This window comes from Photobacterium sp. ABD4_091 (assembly GCF_056160145.1).
The window spans coordinates 108,168-126,245 of record NZ_JBSWWQ010000004.1 but is presented as its reverse complement, the minus strand read 5'-3'; the positions used below and the strand labels follow the sequence as shown (position 1 = coordinate 126,245).

General features: G+C 45.9%; 17 protein-coding genes. 12 read left to right on the top strand and 5 right to left on the bottom strand.

The window, feature by feature from the left end:
- Nucleotides 1-32 precede the first annotated feature (32 nt).
- A complete protein-coding gene (locus tag ACXAGQ_RS24940; protein ID WP_475257582.1) occupies nucleotides 33-959 on the top strand; it encodes a LysR family transcriptional regulator in 927 nt (308 codons plus the stop codon).
- A 58-nt stretch (nucleotides 960-1,017) separates the two neighbouring features.
- Here the strand turns inward: ACXAGQ_RS24940 and ACXAGQ_RS24935 are convergent, their stop codons facing one another.
- The 3 genes from ACXAGQ_RS24935 to ACXAGQ_RS24925 all read right to left on the bottom strand — a co-directional run bounded on the left by ACXAGQ_RS24935 (nucleotide 1,018) and on the right by ACXAGQ_RS24925 (nucleotide 5,117).
- The gene (locus tag ACXAGQ_RS24935; RefSeq protein WP_475257580.1) at nucleotides 1,018-2,829 is read right to left on the bottom strand and encodes a mechanosensitive ion channel family protein; all 1,812 of its coding nucleotides are present in this window, start codon (nucleotides 2,827-2,829) and stop codon (nucleotides 1,018-1,020) included.
- 111 nt (nucleotides 2,830-2,940) lie between these two features.
- The gene (locus ACXAGQ_RS24930; protein WP_475257579.1) at nucleotides 2,941-3,981 is read right to left on the bottom strand and encodes an alpha/beta hydrolase; all 1,041 of its coding nucleotides are present in this window, start codon (nucleotides 3,979-3,981) and stop codon (nucleotides 2,941-2,943) included.
- A gap of 377 nt (nucleotides 3,982-4,358) precedes the next feature.
- Nucleotides 4,359-5,117 (bottom strand): TSUP family transporter, encoded by a 759-nt coding sequence (locus ACXAGQ_RS24925; RefSeq protein WP_475257577.1) that lies wholly within the window; start codon nucleotides 5,115-5,117, stop codon nucleotides 4,359-4,361.
- Nucleotides 5,118-5,249: 132 nt separating this feature from the next.
- Between ACXAGQ_RS24925 and ACXAGQ_RS24920 the strand changes: the two genes are divergently transcribed.
- The 9 genes from ACXAGQ_RS24920 to ACXAGQ_RS24880 all read left to right on the top strand — a co-directional run bounded on the left by ACXAGQ_RS24920 (nucleotide 5,250) and on the right by ACXAGQ_RS24880 (nucleotide 13,429).
- The gene (locus ACXAGQ_RS24920; RefSeq protein ID WP_475257576.1) at nucleotides 5,250-6,014 is read left to right on the top strand and encodes an EndoU domain-containing protein; all 765 of its coding nucleotides are present in this window, start codon (nucleotides 5,250-5,252) and stop codon (nucleotides 6,012-6,014) included.
- A 130-nt stretch (nucleotides 6,015-6,144) separates the two neighbouring features.
- A complete protein-coding gene (locus ACXAGQ_RS24915) occupies nucleotides 6,145-6,597 on the top strand; it encodes a hypothetical protein (protein ID WP_475257574.1) in 453 nt (150 codons plus the stop codon).
- A gap of 269 nt (nucleotides 6,598-6,866) precedes the next feature.
- Nucleotides 6,867-8,291, top strand: a complete 1,425-nt coding sequence (gene sbcB, locus ACXAGQ_RS24910) for an exodeoxyribonuclease I (RefSeq protein ID WP_475257573.1) — start codon at nucleotides 6,867-6,869, stop codon at nucleotides 8,289-8,291.
- Between the two features lie 215 nt (nucleotides 8,292-8,506).
- Nucleotides 8,507-9,046, top strand: coding sequence for a winged helix-turn-helix domain-containing protein (locus ACXAGQ_RS24905; RefSeq protein ID WP_475257571.1), 540 nt, complete (start codon nucleotides 8,507-8,509; stop codon nucleotides 9,044-9,046).
- A 109-nt stretch (nucleotides 9,047-9,155) separates the two neighbouring features.
- Nucleotides 9,156-9,497, top strand: coding sequence for a CidA/LrgA family protein (locus ACXAGQ_RS24900; RefSeq protein ID WP_475257569.1), 342 nt, complete (start codon nucleotides 9,156-9,158; stop codon nucleotides 9,495-9,497).
- Nucleotides 9,497-10,174, top strand: a complete 678-nt coding sequence (locus tag ACXAGQ_RS24895) for a CidB/LrgB family autolysis modulator (RefSeq protein ID WP_475258067.1) — start codon at nucleotides 9,497-9,499, stop codon at nucleotides 10,172-10,174. Before ACXAGQ_RS24900 ends, ACXAGQ_RS24895 begins: the two co-directional genes overlap by 1 nt.
- Nucleotides 10,175-10,363: 189 nt before the next feature.
- Nucleotides 10,364-11,251, top strand: a complete 888-nt coding sequence (gene cdd / locus ACXAGQ_RS24890; protein ID WP_475257567.1) for a cytidine deaminase — start codon at nucleotides 10,364-10,366, stop codon at nucleotides 11,249-11,251.
- A 167-nt stretch (nucleotides 11,252-11,418) separates the two neighbouring features.
- Nucleotides 11,419-12,297 carry a DMT family transporter gene (locus tag ACXAGQ_RS24885; RefSeq protein WP_475257566.1) on the top strand — a complete coding sequence of 293 codons (879 nt, stop codon included), beginning with the start codon at nucleotides 11,419-11,421 and terminating at the stop codon, nucleotides 12,295-12,297.
- Nucleotides 12,298-12,457: 160 nt separating this feature from the next.
- On the top strand, nucleotides 12,458-13,429 hold the full coding sequence (locus tag ACXAGQ_RS24880; protein ID WP_475257565.1) for a TAXI family TRAP transporter solute-binding subunit: 972 nt from the start codon (nucleotides 12,458-12,460) through the stop codon (nucleotides 13,427-13,429).
- A gap of 99 nt (nucleotides 13,430-13,528) precedes the next feature.
- Here ACXAGQ_RS24880 and ACXAGQ_RS24875 read toward each other — a convergent pair whose 3' ends face one another.
- The gene (locus ACXAGQ_RS24875) at nucleotides 13,529-13,933 is read right to left on the bottom strand and encodes a hypothetical protein (protein ID WP_475257564.1); all 405 of its coding nucleotides are present in this window, start codon (nucleotides 13,931-13,933) and stop codon (nucleotides 13,529-13,531) included.
- Between the two features lie 325 nt (nucleotides 13,934-14,258).
- Between ACXAGQ_RS24875 and purT the strand changes: the two genes are divergently transcribed.
- Both purT and ACXAGQ_RS24865 read left to right on the top strand, forming a co-directional pair.
- Entirely contained in the window at nucleotides 14,259-15,434 is a 1,176-nt protein-coding gene (purT, locus tag ACXAGQ_RS24870; RefSeq protein ID WP_475257563.1) for a formate-dependent phosphoribosylglycinamide formyltransferase, read from the top strand.
- A 149-nt stretch (nucleotides 15,435-15,583) separates the two neighbouring features.
- Nucleotides 15,584-16,963 carry an IS4 family transposase gene (locus ACXAGQ_RS24865; protein ID WP_475251517.1) on the top strand — a complete coding sequence of 460 codons (1,380 nt, stop codon included), beginning with the start codon at nucleotides 15,584-15,586 and terminating at the stop codon, nucleotides 16,961-16,963.
- 48 nt (nucleotides 16,964-17,011) lie between these two features.
- Here the strand turns inward: ACXAGQ_RS24865 and ACXAGQ_RS24860 are convergent, their stop codons facing one another.
- Complete coding sequence (locus tag ACXAGQ_RS24860) at nucleotides 17,012-17,656, bottom strand: thiopurine S-methyltransferase (RefSeq protein ID WP_475257562.1); 645 nt, start codon at nucleotides 17,654-17,656, stop codon at nucleotides 17,012-17,014.
- Between the last annotated feature and the right edge of the window lie 422 nt (nucleotides 17,657-18,078).

The following is an 18,078-nucleotide window of genomic DNA, read 5'->3' as shown; positions in this document are numbered from 1 at the left end:
AGATACTAGATAAGAAATGCAAAGGGTATTCGATGAAAGAGATCCGTGATTTAGACTTAAACCTTCTAAAGTTATTGCAAGCCGTGGTTGAAACGCAAAACACACATGCGGCTGCCGATAAATTGGGGATCTCACAGACCAGTGTCAGCAGAGGGTTGGCAAAGCTAAGGGAAACCTTTGGCGATCAACTTTTTATTCGTAAAGCCCATGGTATACAGCCCTCTGAACTGGCTGAAAAGCTTGCTGAAGCCGCAAATGAAATGTTTAATCCAATAATCAAAGTGGTCGACTCTTACCGCGACTTCGATCCTCAAACATTCAATGGTGAAGTCACTATCGCCTTAAACATCTTCCTGCTTGAGATCTGTGGCGAAGGTATTTTTACCGCATTAAGGGAAGCCCTTCCCAAGGCCAAATTCAAATTAAAATATTGGCAAGAGGGTTCGCTCGCCGAAATGCTAAACGGCCATATCGATTATATGATCCATTTCTCAGCCTTTCCGTTACCACAAGATATCTACCAACATAGGATAAAGGAAATCAAACTTTGCTTAGTCGCTCGCAAAGATCACCCGATTTTAAAAGATGGCAGTGAATGGGAACGTATTCACCAACTGCCCATCGCTAAAGGTATTGTTGACGGCATCAACTCTAAGCGCTCGCCGGTAGAAGAGCTGTATCTATCTAAAGGCTACAAAGCAAACATCGAGCTAGTATCACACAGTGCTCGTGTCATCTTCAGCAAATTAAAAAATACCGATGCGATACTATATGGCAGTTCGTTTATGTTAGAGCTGGACCCTACATTGAGTACCTATCCATTACCGACAGTGCCCAAGGAAATTCGCCAAATTCAAGTTAGCGGTGGCTACTTGCAGTCGAAGCGAGGCTTCCCGCTCAACCAATTACTGCACCAGATAATGCAAACCTACTTTGACGATCTCATCCAACCCGAATAGATAAAACAAAGACAGGTGATTAATGCTCACCTGCCTTAACTCACTTGAATGTAACAAGCTATGCCGTAGCATCTTTTCTAGTTGCCGAGGATTGAGCGGGATAAATAATGGTGTCCTTGATTTCATATTTATATTCGAAGCTAAAATCAGGGAATGGGTAGTTGTTGCTTTCATGCCATTGTTTCACCGTTGAAGAGGCTTTCTCTTTTAATTCCTCATCTATCGCAGATACCTTTCCTGCAAATTGATACTGGTTAGAAAAAGCTAGTTGCGCCCCTACCGTTTCAATTTGCCGCATCACCATTAACAAAACATCTTCTTGTACGGCCATAAACTCATCATGATCACGACACCTGATATAGGCAAGCACATTCACCAAAATGCCATACTCACCTACCCCCATGAAACGTGCTCGCAGAGGCTCGGCTTCTAACTGAGGGTGTCTTAAAAGTACCCGGCGGATATTTACCAAGAGTAACCTAAGCTGATCCCTAGTTAACTCAGCACGCACTCTGAAGGTATGCTCCATCCGTCGTTTATCCCGCCGCTCTAGGTTATCTATCTCCATATTGGCAAACTCAGAGTTAGGAATAGTGATCAGTGAACGCTCTAAGGTTCTTATCCGGGTCGAACGTAAACCAATACTTTCAATAGTGCCAAGTTTGTCACCATAACGGCAAAGCTCACCAATCTTAATGCCCCCATCGGCATATAGGGTTAATCCATTAATCACATTCTCCAACACTGGGCGGATTGCCAATGCAACGGCTAAACCACCGACACCAAGGCCAGCAACTATTGGAGAAATAGAGAACCCCATAAACTCAACCACGTAAATAGCCAGTATTGCGATCGTTAAGCCGCCAAAGATGCGAGCCAATACGGTGATTAACGAGGAGTCGACCTGCTTCCCCCCATGCTTATGATAGGCATACAAGGTCGCTATATAGTTGAACAATGCCATGATTAACCAGGCGGTAAAGAAAAACTGCCAGAGCAAAAAAGCCGTAGACAGCAGCTGGTACACATTACCAGTGATCCATATACCATTGTCGATTACTAAGCGTGTTACCAACAGGATCACTACTGCGCTAAGCATTGAAAATAACCGCCCAAATTGCCAGCGTTGGCCTCTAGACTCCCAATAGCTATTCCAGCACTCGCCTAACTTAAAGCTCACTCTTATAAGCAATTTACAGAGCACGAAAATGCCCAATAAAGCGAACCATTGCCATAAAGGCAGCGGACCATAGAGCTGGACAAAATCATCGGGAAGTGCATAGATGAAACTTTTAGAAAACAAAGGGCCTGGCGTAACCAGAAACTCTTGATAGTAATCAGTTCGCGATGCCAAGGCATAAGGCATAGCTTCCATCTTGCGGTACCAAGACGACAATTGCTGAACCGTATTGGCCGAGAACACAAATTGACCCTGTCTATTACCGGTCTGTCTATTACCGGTCTCTAACCGCACGATAGACAGATCCGAGTTTGCGAAACGCCAATAGCTAATATCTTGGGCCTTTTCGTGATCAGGTGCGGCTTGTAACACTGTGCTATCGAACCTGTCGAGGATCTCCCGCAATAAGATAATTCGCTCCATCATTACCACAGTTCGAGTACGGTTAGGCACCAAAGAAAGATCCATTGTTCTGATAGCCTGATTGTATGCGTGCTTTGCTTCTTTGGACTCCAACGATTCAGCCTGCCAGTGTTTTATCACTATCTCCGAGTAGTACAGGAAATTAACTAAGGTGTGCTTTGGGCTAGACGTGTCGGCGAGTGAAAACGGAGAGTGAGCAAGAGTTGATGCACTACATAGCATCATGAAAAAGAACAATGAACGCCGAATGAGTAATACTAATTTCATGATTGTGCCCTTGACCTGTTTCTTGAAACAACTCGCTGCTTTGAAAACTAACTAAAGAGATAAAAGCGCTCAGGTGAGCGCTTTTATTCCAAGAACAACCTATAAGGACAACTACTTGAGGTGCTTGGCGAAAAACTTGTTAATCTCTCTTATAGCATCATCAGACTCGGGCACGTCTGTTACTAGACCGCTAATATAATCACCGTGCGCCTGGCCGTCATACACGTGCAATTGGGTGTCTACATTTGCACTGCGTAGCAAACGGTGCATACGAACCGTATCACTCAATAACAAATCACGTGTACCCGTTATGAACAGCGTCGGTGGAAAATCATCAATTTCGGCATATACCGGTGACAATAGAGGGTTTGCTAAATCTTCACCGTTTGCATATAAGTCAAACGTCGCTTGAATAAGGCCATCGCGCTTCCCTAGAGGATCTAACCCCTTCAGCGTTAACCACGAATCCGATATCTCTTTTAAATCCGTTGCCGGCGTACCCGCGTAAATTGCACCCGGTGTCGGTAAATCCATTTGCTGCAATTTCAGCACCGTCGCCAAGGTTAGGTTGCCCCCTGCAGAGGTACCGAATATTGCTGTCGCTTCTGGCTTTTGCGTTTTGGTTAATTCTTGCCAAACAGCGACTGTATCTTCTAATGCTGCCGGGAATGGGCTGAGTGGTGGTTTACGATAATCTATAGAAATAACTTGCGCGCCAAGACCGTTAGCGACCCATGCTGCTTCACGAAGTGCTGAATCCCCCCCGCCAAACACAAAAGCACCGCCGTGAATATGGATCAACCTTTTGTCTTTATACTCTGGGGCAACTTTTTTAGGTGTCACAAAGAACGTCTCCACCCCAGCATAGGTTTTCGCTTCGTACGTCACACCCAAGCGCTCCATACCTGTATGGGCTAACTCAATCCCAGGTGCATTGAATGCTTTTTGAAAGGCCAGCCACTCTTCTGTTGACTCAGGAACAGGCATAACTGGTGGCTGTTCACGATTTTCAATTATTGTCGCCATCTCTGATGAAATGCCCACTGGTGTCGGGATAGAGCGTTCATCTAAAGTAATGTTAGCCAGTGCAGGTGAGCTAGACATACTAACCAATAATGCTGGAACAATAGTGCGTAACAATTTCTTTTTCATCATGACTCCGATAACCGGTTTGATTAATGACCTGTGGACTGTGTCGCCATTATTCAGCACATCGCCGCCCCAATCGATGAATTAGAGAAATTCAAACCTGCACTAGATAAACCTACGCATACCGCCAAATATGAATTACTCAAACCCATGGATATCTACGTAGAAAGCAATGACAATGTGGCTATCAGAGAAGGGATGATTAAGGGGATTAGAATGAAAAAGTACTTGCCTGTTATTGTGATATTTAGCTGTTACCTCGCGTTCTTTTTCGGACTTGTAACTAGGATATCGGCGTTGTGAACAAAGCTTGTGACATGTCGACCAAAGGCTTACCACTATTGCTGATAGTCAGGTATTAAGTGGCAAGCCTAAATGGTTTAAAACAGGTTGGCGTAAACCAGTTTTCCCAACATAACCGTACACACGGCTATCAAGGCCGGCTTAACCACCTTGCTACCCTTATGATGAACCAGCTTTGAGCCGTATTTAGCACCAATCCACTGACCGGCAGCCATTGCCAAACCCAGTAACCAGATAATCTCACCGCCAGTCATGAATACCATCACAGCGGCCAAATTGGTCACCAGCAATAACAGTTTGGCATGGGCCACCGCTTTGGCTGCACTGAACCCCAGCAAGGAGACAAAACTGATAACGAAAAATGAGCCTGATGCTGGACCAAAGAAACCATCATAAAAAGAAATCAATGCCCCGAAAGTAAAACCATACATCCCCATCGATATCCGGCTTTGGGTATCAAAATCTGCAATCCGTGGCGAGAACAAGATATACACCATGGCCGCTAAGATCATAAACGGCAAAAACTGACTCAAAGCCGAAGACGGTATACGTTGTACCAGGAAGGCACCAAAACCCGAACTGACAAAAGAGAGTATCAAAGGCACTTTCAGGCTCGAGAAGTCAATCATACCCTGCTTGGCAAAATAGCCGACTGAAGAAATCTTGCCGAAAATAGCCTGAAACTTATTCGTCGCCAAAGCCTGTGCAGGTGACAAGCCAGCCAATAGTAGCGCAGGGAGAATAATCAACCCGCCTCCACCTCCAATTGCATCAATAAACCCAGCAATCAGGGCTACAAGAAAGAAAATCGCGACGATATCTATTGTTAATTCCACACTTAACCTACAACAGTCCACAACGTTGAAGGCACGTATGTTACCCAAGTAAATGAGTCGTTGCTAAGCTATCTGTGTAACAATTTTCTAGTTGGCATTAATTACACGAAATGAGTTGAAAAGGGATTGCATATGAAAACTCAAATCTTGCTAACCTCTTTTATCGTCTTCAGTAGTCAAGTTACTGCCGACACCCGCGTACCTTTCTTTGATAATGATCCCAATACGAAATATGCCCCTACATACAACTTCGAATATAAGCCTATAGATAAGGATGTCTTGGAAATATGCGGTGACTGGGGCTATGTCGTGACTAACAATGATTTAGAGTCGTTGTTTAATAGACACCCTGACCTTACTGATAGGTTACTAACTATAGACAGTTCTCTTACTCAAAAAAAACTTGTCAGGCTTTGGGCTGAAAATGATGGCTTTACGCACATATTCTGTGGTGAAAGAGAGAAAGATGGCTCACTTGGCGGGTTACATTACGCCCCTAGATATAAAGCGCTTTTTGAACAAAATCATATATCAATGTGTAAGCTAGGGACAACTAAATGCTTTGACCCGTCCAAAAATGAAATTATAGAGGATAAAGGCATATATTCTGTCCCTGTAAGTTACATAAAGCCCGATAGTAGAGAAGGCTGGAAGCCAGTGAACGGTTATAACCTCGAAATGAACGCCGATGAGATCCTCTATGAGGCAACTAGAGGATACTTCAAGCTAAACGAAAGAAAAGGATGCTTCCTGGACATCCCTGAAACCAATGATTACCCCGCCCATACGGCAGTCATCGTCAGCACCAGAAATAATGCCATTACAACCTTCTATTCTGTTGGCGCCAAAGGTAAAGCATTTAACGCCCGTCGATACAAAACAAAGGATTGTGAGTAAGTGATCATCCATTTATTATCTGTGTTTTTCACTGGCAGAACACAATATCACCCATACAAATAATTGCTCGCACTTAACTGGTATGGTATTTTAAAAATGATAAATTAACACCTTAAAGGATATAAGGTAAATGCTATTATATGAAGCACCAGATTATTTTAATGATAACATTCATCTTTTATTAATATCAATGTTATCCTTAGTAGTGTATATCTTAAGATATAAAACAGGTGCATTAAAAGAAAAAATCGGTTATACATTCTTTTTTACGGTCTCTATGATTGCATTTATTGACAATTATTCGATCAACTCCTCAATACAAAGTGCCCTCAATGGAAAATGTACCCCTTCTGATTGTGAAGTGATAGTTGGTAAAGTAGAAAATTTTAAGTCCTATCCTGGTAGAAAAAAGTATATCACTAATGAATTTTTCATTTCTGGCAAAAAATTCATCATCGAGCCAAGAAATATAAGATATGGATATAATAAGTTATATGAGCAAAGAGGTGTCTTTAGAGAAGGAAATGGTAACTTTAAAGTATTACTTTATAAAGATAATATTATCAGAATATCAAGGCTCTAATTATAATTTTCTTCATCACATCTAAAAAAGAAAACCCTCTTTATGTCGAAAAAATGTTAGTTTTCAATGCCCCTATAGTGCCGGCTTACAGAAGCTAATTCCACTAATCTGCCCCCATATTAACTTGGTTTAACTAGGTTAACTTAGAAGCCATAAAGTACACGACATCAGAAACTGTTGAGGTTTTGAGCACAAAATTAGCCATGCCCCTCCCCCTAATTCTTTGTTATCATTAAGCCAGATGACACTTTATCCGTGTGAAGATAATAATGAGCAATAACGACAGTCAGCCGACACTGTTTTGGCTGGATTATGAAACTTTCGGTGCCAACCCGGCACTAGACCGCCCTTGCCAGTTTGCTGGTGTGCGTACCGACATGGATATGAACATTATCGGTGAGCCGCTGGTGATCTACTGTAAGCCGCCTGTGGATTACCTACCTTCACCTGAAGCTTGCCTTATCACCGGGATCACGCCGCAGGAGGCCCATGAGAAAGGGCTGTCAGAGCCTGAGTTCATTGCTCGCATTCACCAAGAGCTGTCCAAGCCGAATACCTGCGTGATTGGCTATAACAATGTGCGCTTTGATGATGAAGTTACCCGCTATACGCTTTACCGTAATTTCTACGATCCCTATGCTTGGAGCTGGCAGAACGGTAATTCACGCTGGGATCTACTGGATATCATGCGTACGTGTTATGCGCTGCGCCCGGACGGTTTGAACTGGCCGACCAACGAAGAAGGTTTGCCAAGCTTTAAGCTGGAGCACCTGTCTGTTGCCAACGGTATCGAACACGCTAATGCGCACGATGCGATGGCCGATGTATACGCCACTATCGAGCTGGCAAAAATCATCAAACAAAACCAGCCAAAGCTGTTTGACTACTTCTTCAAGCTACGTAACAAACGTAAGTTGCAAGAGCTGGTTGATATCGTCGAAATGACCCCGCTGATGCATGTGTCTGGTATGTTCGGCGTAGGGTGCGGCAATACCAGCTGGATTGTGCCGATGGCATGGCATCCGGATAACAAGAATGCCGTAATTACCGTCAACCTGGCGATGGATCCTACCCCGCTTCTCGAACTCTCTGCCGATGAGCTGCGTGAGTGCCTTTATACCAAGCGGGCAGATCTCGGTCCAGACGAGCTACCAGTCCCTCTCAAGCTTATTCACCTTAACAAGTGCCCAGTACTTGCACCGGCGAAAACATTGCGCGCTGAAGATGCTGCCCGTATCGGTATCGACCGTGAAGCTTGCCTGAAGAACCTGGCAACCTTGAAGGCGCACCCAGAAGTACGCGAGAAACTATTGGCTATTTACAGCGTCGAGCGTGAGTTTGAAAAACACGACAATGTCGATGCCATGCTCTACGACGGTTTCTTTTCCAACGCTGATCGCTCGACCATCGATATCATCCAGAAGACGCCAGAAGAAGAGTTGGGCAAGCTAGAGCTCAATGTCAGTGACGCACGTATCAAGCCCCTATTGTTCCGCTACCGTGCCCGAAACTTCCCAATGACCTTGGATTACCAAGAGCAGCAGCGTTGGAAGCATCACTGCCAGGATTTCTTTGAACAGAACCTACCGGGCTACATGCAAAACCTCGAAGATGTTGCCATGGAGCACCAATCGAGCGAGAAGAACATGAAGATCTTAAAGGCTGTCTACGATTACGTACAAACACTCGTATAAGTTAGACACTATTGCGAGCTGTCGACTCGTCGCCAGCTATCTGAAATCTAATCAGAAAAAATCAGCCCCTTGTACTCGTGCAGCCAAGGGGCTTTTTAACTGTCATGTTTCTTCGTTGTGAGATTGCGCAACACTGCATGTGCACCAACACTAAATAAGATGGATATTTAATAATTGTCATTCATGGATTCGAAGGCTGAATTGTAGTGATTGATATGACAACACAATCTTTAACACGCTGTTTCCGGTTTCCTAATGTCGACTTCGAGCCAGATGTCCACTTGCTGGTATGGCGGGACAAAACAGAAACTTCACTTACCTTGCATGAGTCTCGCTTGCTCGAGGCGCTGTGTTATTGCGCAGGCGAAGTGATAAGCCATGAGCAACTACACAACAAAACCTTCAGCCAGCTAGACCCTTACGAAGATAGCGGTAACCATCACTACGACCTCAACACGGTGCTTAAAACATTAGCCGCTAAGCTCGAGCAGCAAGGAAAAATGGCAATCAACATAGAAGTGGTTGCACCATTTGGCTTCCGGGTGCCATTGCCGGAAAAAATGTGCCGGCTGGTACATGAACCGGATAAAACAGAAAGCCCTGAAGCCCCTCCTACTCAAGAGCAGGACAATCAAGAGTTTCAGTCGGCAACAGAAGAAATAGTAAAAACCAGTGTGGTGCACAAAATATCTGTGGCGGCATTGGTGATAATGGCACTGGGTGTTATTACTGCCTCTTTTATGGACTATTTGTAACTGGAGAAATCCAAAACATAACTGGGAAAATCCGAAGCAACTAAGTGTGGCTTAGATCACATTTATTTTGTATGATAAATGAGTTTCTTCATCCAGACCTGAAGGGCTCATGGCATATCTACGTTCTTTCTTTATTATTTTTGCCTGCCTTATACTAGGCAAAGGCATTCAACACCTTACCGGTTTAGCCATCCCGGGTAGTATCATCGGCATGCTGATTTTATTTACCGTCCTCTCTATGGGACTTATCCCAGCTCACTGGGCTATGCAAGGCTGCCACCTGCTTATCCGCCATATGGCACTTTTGTTTGTGCCTGTCGGCATCGGCTTGATGAACTACCTCGATCTCCTTACCAATAACACCCTTATCATTCTTCTTAGCACTATCGGTAGTAGCGTGGTGGTTTTCGTTGTAATTGGCTTGGCAACTCACTATAAGGAAAAACAATGATCTGGCTGCTGACAACTTTAGTCGTGTTCTATACGGCGCGTTTCATTTCCAAGCATATCCAGCACCCGATCGTTAACCCGCTTCTTATCTGTCTGCTTGTGATCATTCCGCTGCTTATGTGGCTCGAAGTCCCCTACGAGACTTATTTCGAACAGAACAAATGGCTTAACGCGCTACTGGAGCCCGCTGTGGTTGCTTTGGCCTTCCCGCTGTATGAGCAGTTGAGCCAGATCCGCAAGAAGTGGAAGGTCATATTCTCGGCCTGCTTGGTGGGCAGTGTACTCTCTATGATTACCGGCGCAGGTATCGCTTTGGCATTAGGTGCTGATGCCCAGCTAACGGCTTCTATCTTGCCTAAATCTGTCACCACACCTATCGCTATGGCCGTTGCAGAGCAAGTTGGCGGACTACCGTCTGTTGCCGCAATCATGGTGATTATTGCTGGCTTGTTTGGTGCGGTATTGGGTTATCCCCTGTTTCGATTAATCGGTGTAAAAGCCCCTATTGCCAAAGGCTTGACCATGGGGACAGTTTCCCATGCATTGGGCACGGCAAAGGCGGCAGAAGAGAATTATCAGGAAGGGGCATTTAGTTCATTAGCATTGGTCATTTGCGGTGTAATCACTTCAATTTTAGCGCCTTTATTGTTTCCACTCATCATGGCAGTGTTTAGCTAACTTGTGCTAGTAATCGAATACAAAACTAAATCACTGATAATATTCTATAATTTTTTTAGAACCTGTGTGACCCGACTCGCATTAATGCAATAACTGCAACAATACATTGATAAATGTGATCAAGATCACTCAAATATACAATTACCAAGCCTACAATGTTTCTCCATACACAAGACGGAGTGAAAACTCATGCACACTAAAGTAATGGATGCTTTAGGCGCTCTACCCGCTGATCTAGCTTCTGCCATCAAACCTGTGTTAGAAGCCGAGAATTTCGATGCCACCTTAAGCCCTGAGGTGTTTGCTCAGTTAATGTCGACAACCAACATGACTGACAGTGAATTGCGTGTTGCATTACTTCCGCTTGCCGCTGCTTATTCTGTTGCTCCTATTTCTAATTTCTATGTTGGCGCAATTGTACGCGGTGAAACGGGTACGCTCTACTTCGGTGCTAACATGGAATTTGTTGGTGCTTGCCTTTCTCAAACGGTTCACGCCGAACAATCTGCTATCAGCCACGCTTGGGTGAAAGGTGAAACCGGTATTTCTGATATCACCATTAACTACAGCCCTTGTGGTCACTGCCGTCAGTTCATGAACGAGCTAACAACGGCTAAAGAGCTAGTTGTACAACTCCCTGAGCGCGCAGCAAAATCGTTGCAAGAATACCTACCGGAATCTTTTGGCCCTGCCGATTTGAACATTACCGATGCGCTGCTGACCAAAGTGGACAACGGTATTGAAACCGAAGCGTCTGAAGAACTTGTTCAGCTTGCTTGCCAAGCAGCTAACCGTGCCCATGCCCCTTACACCAAGAACTTCAGCGGTGTGGCACTGAAAGCCAAAGACGGTAAAACCTTCATCGGTATGTATGCCGAGAACGCGGCGTTTAACCCTAGCCTTCCTCCGCTTCAGGTTGCTTTGATTAACATGAACATGGCAGGTTACCCACTGGCAGAGATTGAAGAAGCCGCATTGGTAGAAAAAGCAGACAGCACTATCAGCCACCTCTCTGACACGCAAACCACACTGGAAGCGTTGAACCCGGATATTCCGCTGTCTTATGTTGCTGCTTAACTTTTTCTGACTGTATAAACCAGATAACTTAAAAAAACCGTCAATTGGCGGTTTTTTTATATCTGTGCTTTTTTTCATTGTTGATTCTTTTCTATTACATAGTGGTTTTCTCTTGCTACCGGTAGGAGTATGATTTTCAAGTTATAAACTCAATCAATCATTATTTCATGTCGCATCAACATAACCCGATCCAAGGAGCCAGCTGGATGATCACTGCTGGCTTGGCGTTTGCCATCGTCAACAGCCTGGCACAGTACCTGAGTATGGTCCTCCATATTCCATCAACCACTGTTGCTCTGTTCCAGTATTTCATCGCTTTGGTCGCTATATTTCCCTGGCTAAGAACCCTAGGGCTTCGCAACGCCCTGCGCACCCAGCATTTCGGCCAGCACTGTTTTCGCGTATTGCTGGCTGTTATCGGTATCCAGCTATGGCTTTGGGCACTGGCCTACCCTGTGCCTATCTGGCAGGGTATCGCCCTACTCATGACTTCGCCGCTATTTGCCACCATTGGTGCTGGCATAATCCTGAAAGAAAACGTCGGTACCGCACGCTGGCTGGCGACACTTGCCGGATTCAGTGGTGCCATGATCATCCTCGAACCTTGGTCTGATAGCTTTAGCTGGGCAACATTATTGCCAGTAGCCGCTGCGTTTTTCTGGGCATGCTACTCGTTGATGGTCAAGAAGATGTCGGCCAGTGAATCACCAACAACGATTGTGGTGTACCTGCTGATCCTTATCACGCCTTACAACCTATTCCTTGCTGTGCCGGAGTTCACTCTGCCGCAAACCGGTTTCACTTGGTTATTGCTTGGCGCAGCAGGCTTGCTAACAGCGCTAGCACAGTGGGCTATCGCCAAAGCCTATGCCATCGCCGACGCTTCATTTGTACAGCCTTTTGATCACGCTAAATTACCGCTCAATGTCCTTGGCGGCTGGCTGGTCTTTGACTGGGTGCCACCAGGGCGCTTGTGGTTAGGCGCTGCGGTTATTATTGCTTCTGTTGCTTTCATTACCCAGTGGGAGAACAAAAAAGCGCGATAGACGGAAAGTTAAATCGCTGAACCAAATCCCCCCCTGATTCAAACTCAATCCTCGGTTGCTTTAATAGCTAAAGCAACCGGGGGTTGTCTTAATCGCACGACAAATCTCATTTATCCACCGTCTACAATCACCCTAACCAATCAGATGTGAGGTTTTCGGAATGTCTTGGCGCGCTTTAGCTTTCTCGTTTTTTGGTGGCGCTCTGCTATCACTCTCTTCAGTGTCGCAAGCCCAATCTTTTGTCACTATCGGTACCGGTGGTGTAACCGGTGTCTACTATCCAACAGGCGGTGCCATATGCCGTCTGGTCAATAAAGACAGGAAAAAACACGGCGTGAGATGCTCAGTTGAATCTACCGGCGGCTCTATTTACAACATCAACAGCATACGTGCGGGCGATTTAGACTTGGGGATCGCCCAGTCAGACTGGCAGTACCACGCTTACAATGGCACCAATAAATTCGAAGCCAAAGGACCGTTTAAATCACTGCGCTCATTGTTTTCTATTCACCCAGAGCCTTTCACTGTGGTCGCCCGGGCAGATTCCGGTATCAAGAGTTTCGAGGATCTCAAAGGCAAACGGGTGAATATCGGTAATCCGGGATCAGGTCAACGCGGGACAATGGAAGTGCTGATGAAAGCCTATGGCTGGAAGGAGAATGATTTTGAATTGGTGGCTGAGCTCAAAGCCTCTGAGCAATCCAAAGCCCTGTGTGATAACAAAATCGATGCAATAGTGTATACCGTCGGCCACCCGAGCGGAGCAATAAAAGAAGCGACGTCTGCCTGTGAGAGTGTCATTGTTAACGTCTCAGGCCCAGTTGTTGATAAGCTAGTCGAAGAAAATAGCTTTTATCGTAAAGCGACTGTACCGGGGGGCATGTATCGGGGCAATGAAGGTGACGTGCAAACCTTTGGTGTCGGCGCCACCTTTGTCTCATCGGCCGCAGTGGATGAAAGCATCGTTTATGAAGTGGTGAAGTCGGTGTTCAATAACTTCGAAAACTTCAAAAAGCTTCACCCGGCTTTTGCCATCCTCACCAAAGAACAAATGGTCGAAGATGGCCTCACCGCACCACTCCACGATGGGGCAAGAAAATATTACCTGGAAGCTAAGCTCATAGAAGAGTAATAATGAATTAACCTTCACAAACAAAAACGAGGAGCCCGTTTTAACGATGCTCCTCGCTTTTTCCCCAAACAACTTGGGCAAACAGTATCTAGCTATTAATTAGAAGCGGATACGGAAACCTAGCTGGCCTTCAAGGTCTAGGTCGACATCTTCAACTACATACAAAGTTGGGCCAACTTCGCCGTAGAATTCAAAGCTGTTCACCGGTACCTGGAAACCAATACCACCGCGAACACCCAGTTTGTTGTACTTGTTGTCAACGTACTGTGCACCCACAAAGGTGTATAAGTTGTTCATACCCGGATCTTGGGTCAGCGAGCCTAGGTTGAAGGTTTTGTCGAAAGCCAAGCCAAAATCGTCAATACCCAATGAGAAGCGCAGATCATTGTGCTTGTATTGGATACCCGACATCGGGCTACCGAAGAAGATACCGACAGCTTGAGATGCGTGAGCCGAAAACGGAACTGCAATCATCAGTCCCAGTGCTAGCAGATATTTTTTCATGATGTAATCATTGTCGTGGCTAATCAAAACTGCGGCTAATCTAACCGCAAAGCCGAGCCATTTCGACCCTGACAACTGACTAATGACATAACTTTGACAATCATGACAGAATATTGCTGTGATTTTGTTGTCACGCCAAAATCAAGCTCGATGACGATAAAACCACCAGCCCGATGTTGTTATAAACGATTCTAAAATTATGCTTTTTTTCTTCCTCAGCACATTGCATAAATGTCTGAATAAAACCAAGCGCAAACGTTTGCGCGAAAGTAAAATTACTGTATGATCCGCACTAGTTTCACGTCACCTCCAGTAAGGAATTCCAATGTTAGGATCTGCAACCCGCTTGAACGCAACGCGTGTACTTCTTCTTGGCTCTGGCGAGCTAGGCAAAGAAGTCGCCATTGAATGCCAACGCCTTGGCCTGGAAGTTATTGCCGTTGACCGTTATGCCGATGCACCTGCTATGCATGTTGCCCACCGTAGCCATGTTATCGACATGCTTGACGGTGAAGCCCTGAAGCAACTGATTGCCGATGAAAAACCTGATTACGTTGTCCCTGAAATTGAAGCCATTGCAACGGATACGCTAGTGGCGCTTGAAGCTGAAGGCTTGAATGTTGTGCCAACAGCCAATGCCACCAAGCTGACCATGAACCGTGAAGGTATCCGTCGCCTTGCCGCAGAAGAGCTTGAGCTTACTACCTCTCCTTATCGTTTTGCTGACAACTACGACGATTTCAAAGCCGCTGTAGAGCACGTTGGGATCCCTTGTGTCGTGAAACCCGTAATGAGCTCATCGGGCAAAGGCCAAAGTGTCATCAAATCACAAGAAGATATCGAGAAAGCTTGGAATTACGCCCAGGAAGGCGGTCGTACCGGCGCAGGACGTGTGATCGTGGAAGGCTTCATCGACTTCGATTACGAGATCACTCTTCTGACCGTTCGTGCGGTAGACGGCACCCATTTCTGTGCGCCAATCGGCCACCGCCAGCAAGATGGTGACTACCGCGAATCTTGGCAGCCACAAGTGATGTCAGAAGAAGCAATCAAAGCCGCTGAGCACGCTGCAGGGAAAGTGGTCAATGCACTGGGTGGTTACGGTATCTTCGGTGTCGAGCTTTTCGTGAAAGGCGACCAGGTCATCTTCAATGAAGTGTCCCCTCGCCCGCATGATACCGGCATGGTTACGCTGATTTCGCAGGAGCTATCAGAATTTGCCCTGCACGTTCGTGCTTTCCTTGGCCTACCGATTCACACTATTCATCAATATGGCCCATCAGCCTCTGCGGTGGTACTGGGTGAAGGTACTTCAAAGGATATTCGTTTCGACAACATTGCGGCAGCCGTGGCTCGTCCGAATACCCAGATCCGCCTGTTCGGCAAACCTGAAATCAACGGCCGCCGCCGCTTGGGTATTGCGCTAACTCGCCGTGAAAGTACTGAAAATGCAGTTGAAGATGCCATTGCAACAGCAGCTGACATCAAGGTTGTGTACTAGTCACTTGTTGGGTTAGTTAACTGATACAAAAAAGGAGCCTGATGGCTGTCTCTTATACACAAGTCCCCCGCCTCATGGCGGGGGCTTTTTTTGAACTCTTTTTCTTTATTGCGATCCGATCTTACACAATATGAGTAAAGGTCATCATCATGATAGGGAATTCTACTTTAGAATGGGCTCAACAAACCTTTTCGCATGCCAAGCTTGGCGACTCTAGACGTACACAACGACTAGTCCAATTAGCCAGTGATATGGCATCTAATGTTGGAGTGTCTATTGTGCAAGCCTGCCCTAATCCCGCCTCTATTGAAGGGGCATATCGCCTCATCCGTAACCCTGATGTTGAAGCCAATGCGATAGCTGAAGCCGGTTTTGTGGCAACAACTAACGAGGCTGAAGCGCATGACTTATTACTTGCCCTTGAAGACTCCACCGCTCTAACCTACACGCATAAAAGCCTCTCCGATGAACTTGGTCACGTGAACTCGGGAAATCGAACCCGGGGGATGCTAGCTCACTCTGTTCTGTTGTTTGCACCACGCGAGCAAAAGGTTGTGGGGCTAATCGAACAACAGCGGTGGACGAGGGATATTGCGACTCGAGGCCGGGGACATAAGTTCGCCAAGCGACCGTATGAAGAGAAGGAGACCTTCAAGTGGCAACAGGCATCAACCGCAATGTCTGAACGTTTAGGTCAACTCCAAGCCCGAGTCATTTCAGTGTGTGATAGGGAGTCAGACATCTACGAATACTTACATTACAAGCTGACCAACCAGCAGCGTTTTGTTGTGCGCTCGACCTATAGTCGCTGCATTGAGGAAAGTGGTTATAAGCTCCATGATTATGCAAAGGAGTTATCCCCATCGGGACAACGAACTGTCCATATTGCTCAACGGGGTGGTCGCAAAGCGCGTAAAGCAACATTAGATGTATGCTTTGCTCCTATTACGATTAAGGTTCCAGCCAATAAGTGTGGCAAGTCACTTTCTCTGTATTATGTTGGTTGTAAAGAGCGAGGTGACAACAACGAAAAATTGGAGTGGCACTTACTGACTTCAGAGCCAGTGACAACGTTAGCGAAAGCCCAGGAGATAATCAGTTACTACGAACAGCGCTGGTTGGTTGAAGAGTTCCACAAGGCGTGGAAAAGTGATGGAACCGATGTCGAAGCACTGCAACTTCAATCAAAGGACAACCTGGAGAGAGTTGCCGTCATTCAAGCGTTTATCGCTATCCGCTTGTTACAACTTAGAGCAGAAAGCCGCGGACAAGAAACCAGTAGCTGTGAGTCTGTTCTACCCGGAATATGCTGGAAATTATTATGGGTCAAACAAGAAAATAAGCCCTTACCAACAACAGCTCCAGATCTGAAATGGGCTCGAGTTACATTAGCAAGGCTAGGCGGATGGTATGACAGTAAGCGAACAGGGCGGCCCGGTTGGGCCGCCCTATGGCGAGGCTGGTATAAATTAGCAGCAATTCAAGAAGGATACCTTATAGCCCAATCCTTTACCTCTGATGAGATGTGATCAAGAGACAGCCTGATGGCTCCTTTTTTAATCAGGAAAGCTTTTTGATCAAGAAGCTTTGATCAACCACGCCTCTTCCGCAAAACGCGTCAGTCCACGCTTACGGCGAGGGTGTGTTTCATCAGCATCATCACGGGCCAAGTGGCGGATTTCACAGCCGGAAAAAAGGGCTTCAATTTCATCTTTTACGACAGAGAATGGAGGGCCGTCCATTTCGTGCTGTGGGTAATCCAAGGTGATAAGCAAAATACGGCCGCCCGGCTTCACCATTGAGAGTAACTTCTGCACATAGCTTTGACGCATTTCCTGGGGCATCGCGATCAGTGCTGCACGATCGTAGACGATATCGACCGGATCGACGTTGGCAGTAAAGTAATCACCACAGTGGATGGTAATTTCATCAAACTCATAGATTGATTGGCCGTTCCCCACAGGGATCACCATCGGGGTGTAAAAGTGTTCAGCAAAGAAAGCACGAACGGCAATCTCACTCAGCTCGATGCCCACTACTTTTTCGTGCTTAGTCGCAAGCCAGGTCAAATCAACTGACTTACCGCACATAGGTACCAATACCGAATCTTCATAAGTAGGTTGTACTTCTTGCCAGTATTTCTCAAGCATTGGGTTAGTGTCATCAAGGTGGAAACCAATTCGGTTTTCCGCCCAGCGGCTATGCCAAAACTCTGCATCCATTGATCATTTTCTCTTTTTTAAACTGACTGTGGGCTTTATATCAGACTTGGCTAGATATGGCTAATCCAACTTATACCACCGGTGCATCCATAAACGGAGCGATAAATAGGCCTGTAAAGCGTTGAGACGAGCGTTTACCTAACAACACGAGCCTTGGTATTGATAGTAAAGATAACCGGCCACAGCGAAGCACAGAAAACGAACACAACGCACAACAAACACACAGGCTTTGAATACAAAAAAAGGTGCCGAAGCACCTTTTCCCGTTAGCTAGATTTCAAAGGCAAACCCAGCTAATACCAATCTGGTATAAGTCCCTGTTTGGGTGTTACGCCGGAAAAATATTTGTCATTGCCGAGGCAAGCAAGCATTTTAAACAGTAACGCCGAACAACGATTTATGTAGCGTGGTATAAAATCTGT

Bases quoted from the DNA above. Each gene is read 5' to 3' on its own strand.
- cdd (WP_475257567.1), top strand. From the start codon at position 10,364: ATGCACACTAAAGTAATGGATGCTTTAGGCGCTCTACCCGCTGATCTA.
- ACXAGQ_RS24905 (WP_475257571.1), top strand. From the start codon at position 8,507: ATGACAACACAATCTTTAACACGCTGTTTCCGGTTTCCTAATGTCGAC.
- ACXAGQ_RS24935 (WP_475257580.1), bottom strand. From the start codon at position 2,829: ATGAAATTAGTATTACTCATTCGGCGTTCATTGTTCTTTTTCATGATG.
- ACXAGQ_RS24940 (WP_475257582.1), top strand. From the start codon at position 33: ATGAAAGAGATCCGTGATTTAGACTTAAACCTTCTAAAGTTATTGCAA.
- ACXAGQ_RS24930 (WP_475257579.1), bottom strand. From the start codon at position 3,981: ATGAAAAAGAAATTGTTACGCACTATTGTTCCAGCATTATTGGTTAGT.
- ACXAGQ_RS24880 (WP_475257565.1), top strand. From the start codon at position 12,458: ATGTCTTGGCGCGCTTTAGCTTTCTCGTTTTTTGGTGGCGCTCTGCTA.
- ACXAGQ_RS24920 (WP_475257576.1), top strand. From the start codon at position 5,250: ATGAAAACTCAAATCTTGCTAACCTCTTTTATCGTCTTCAGTAGTCAA.
- ACXAGQ_RS24865 (WP_475251517.1), top strand. From the start codon at position 15,584: ATGATAGGGAATTCTACTTTAGAATGGGCTCAACAAACCTTTTCGCAT.
- ACXAGQ_RS24860 (WP_475257562.1), bottom strand. From the start codon at position 17,656: ATGGATGCAGAGTTTTGGCATAGCCGCTGGGCGGAAAACCGAATTGGT.
- ACXAGQ_RS24915 (WP_475257574.1), top strand. From the start codon at position 6,145: ATGCTATTATATGAAGCACCAGATTATTTTAATGATAACATTCATCTT.
- ACXAGQ_RS24900 (WP_475257569.1), top strand. From the start codon at position 9,156: ATGGCATATCTACGTTCTTTCTTTATTATTTTTGCCTGCCTTATACTA.
- sbcB (WP_475257573.1), top strand. From the start codon at position 6,867: ATGAGCAATAACGACAGTCAGCCGACACTGTTTTGGCTGGATTATGAA.
- ACXAGQ_RS24875 (WP_475257564.1), bottom strand. From the start codon at position 13,933: ATGAAAAAATATCTGCTAGCACTGGGACTGATGATTGCAGTTCCGTTT.
- ACXAGQ_RS24885 (WP_475257566.1), top strand. From the start codon at position 11,419: ATGTCGCATCAACATAACCCGATCCAAGGAGCCAGCTGGATGATCACT.
- purT (WP_475257563.1), top strand. From the start codon at position 14,259: ATGTTAGGATCTGCAACCCGCTTGAACGCAACGCGTGTACTTCTTCTT.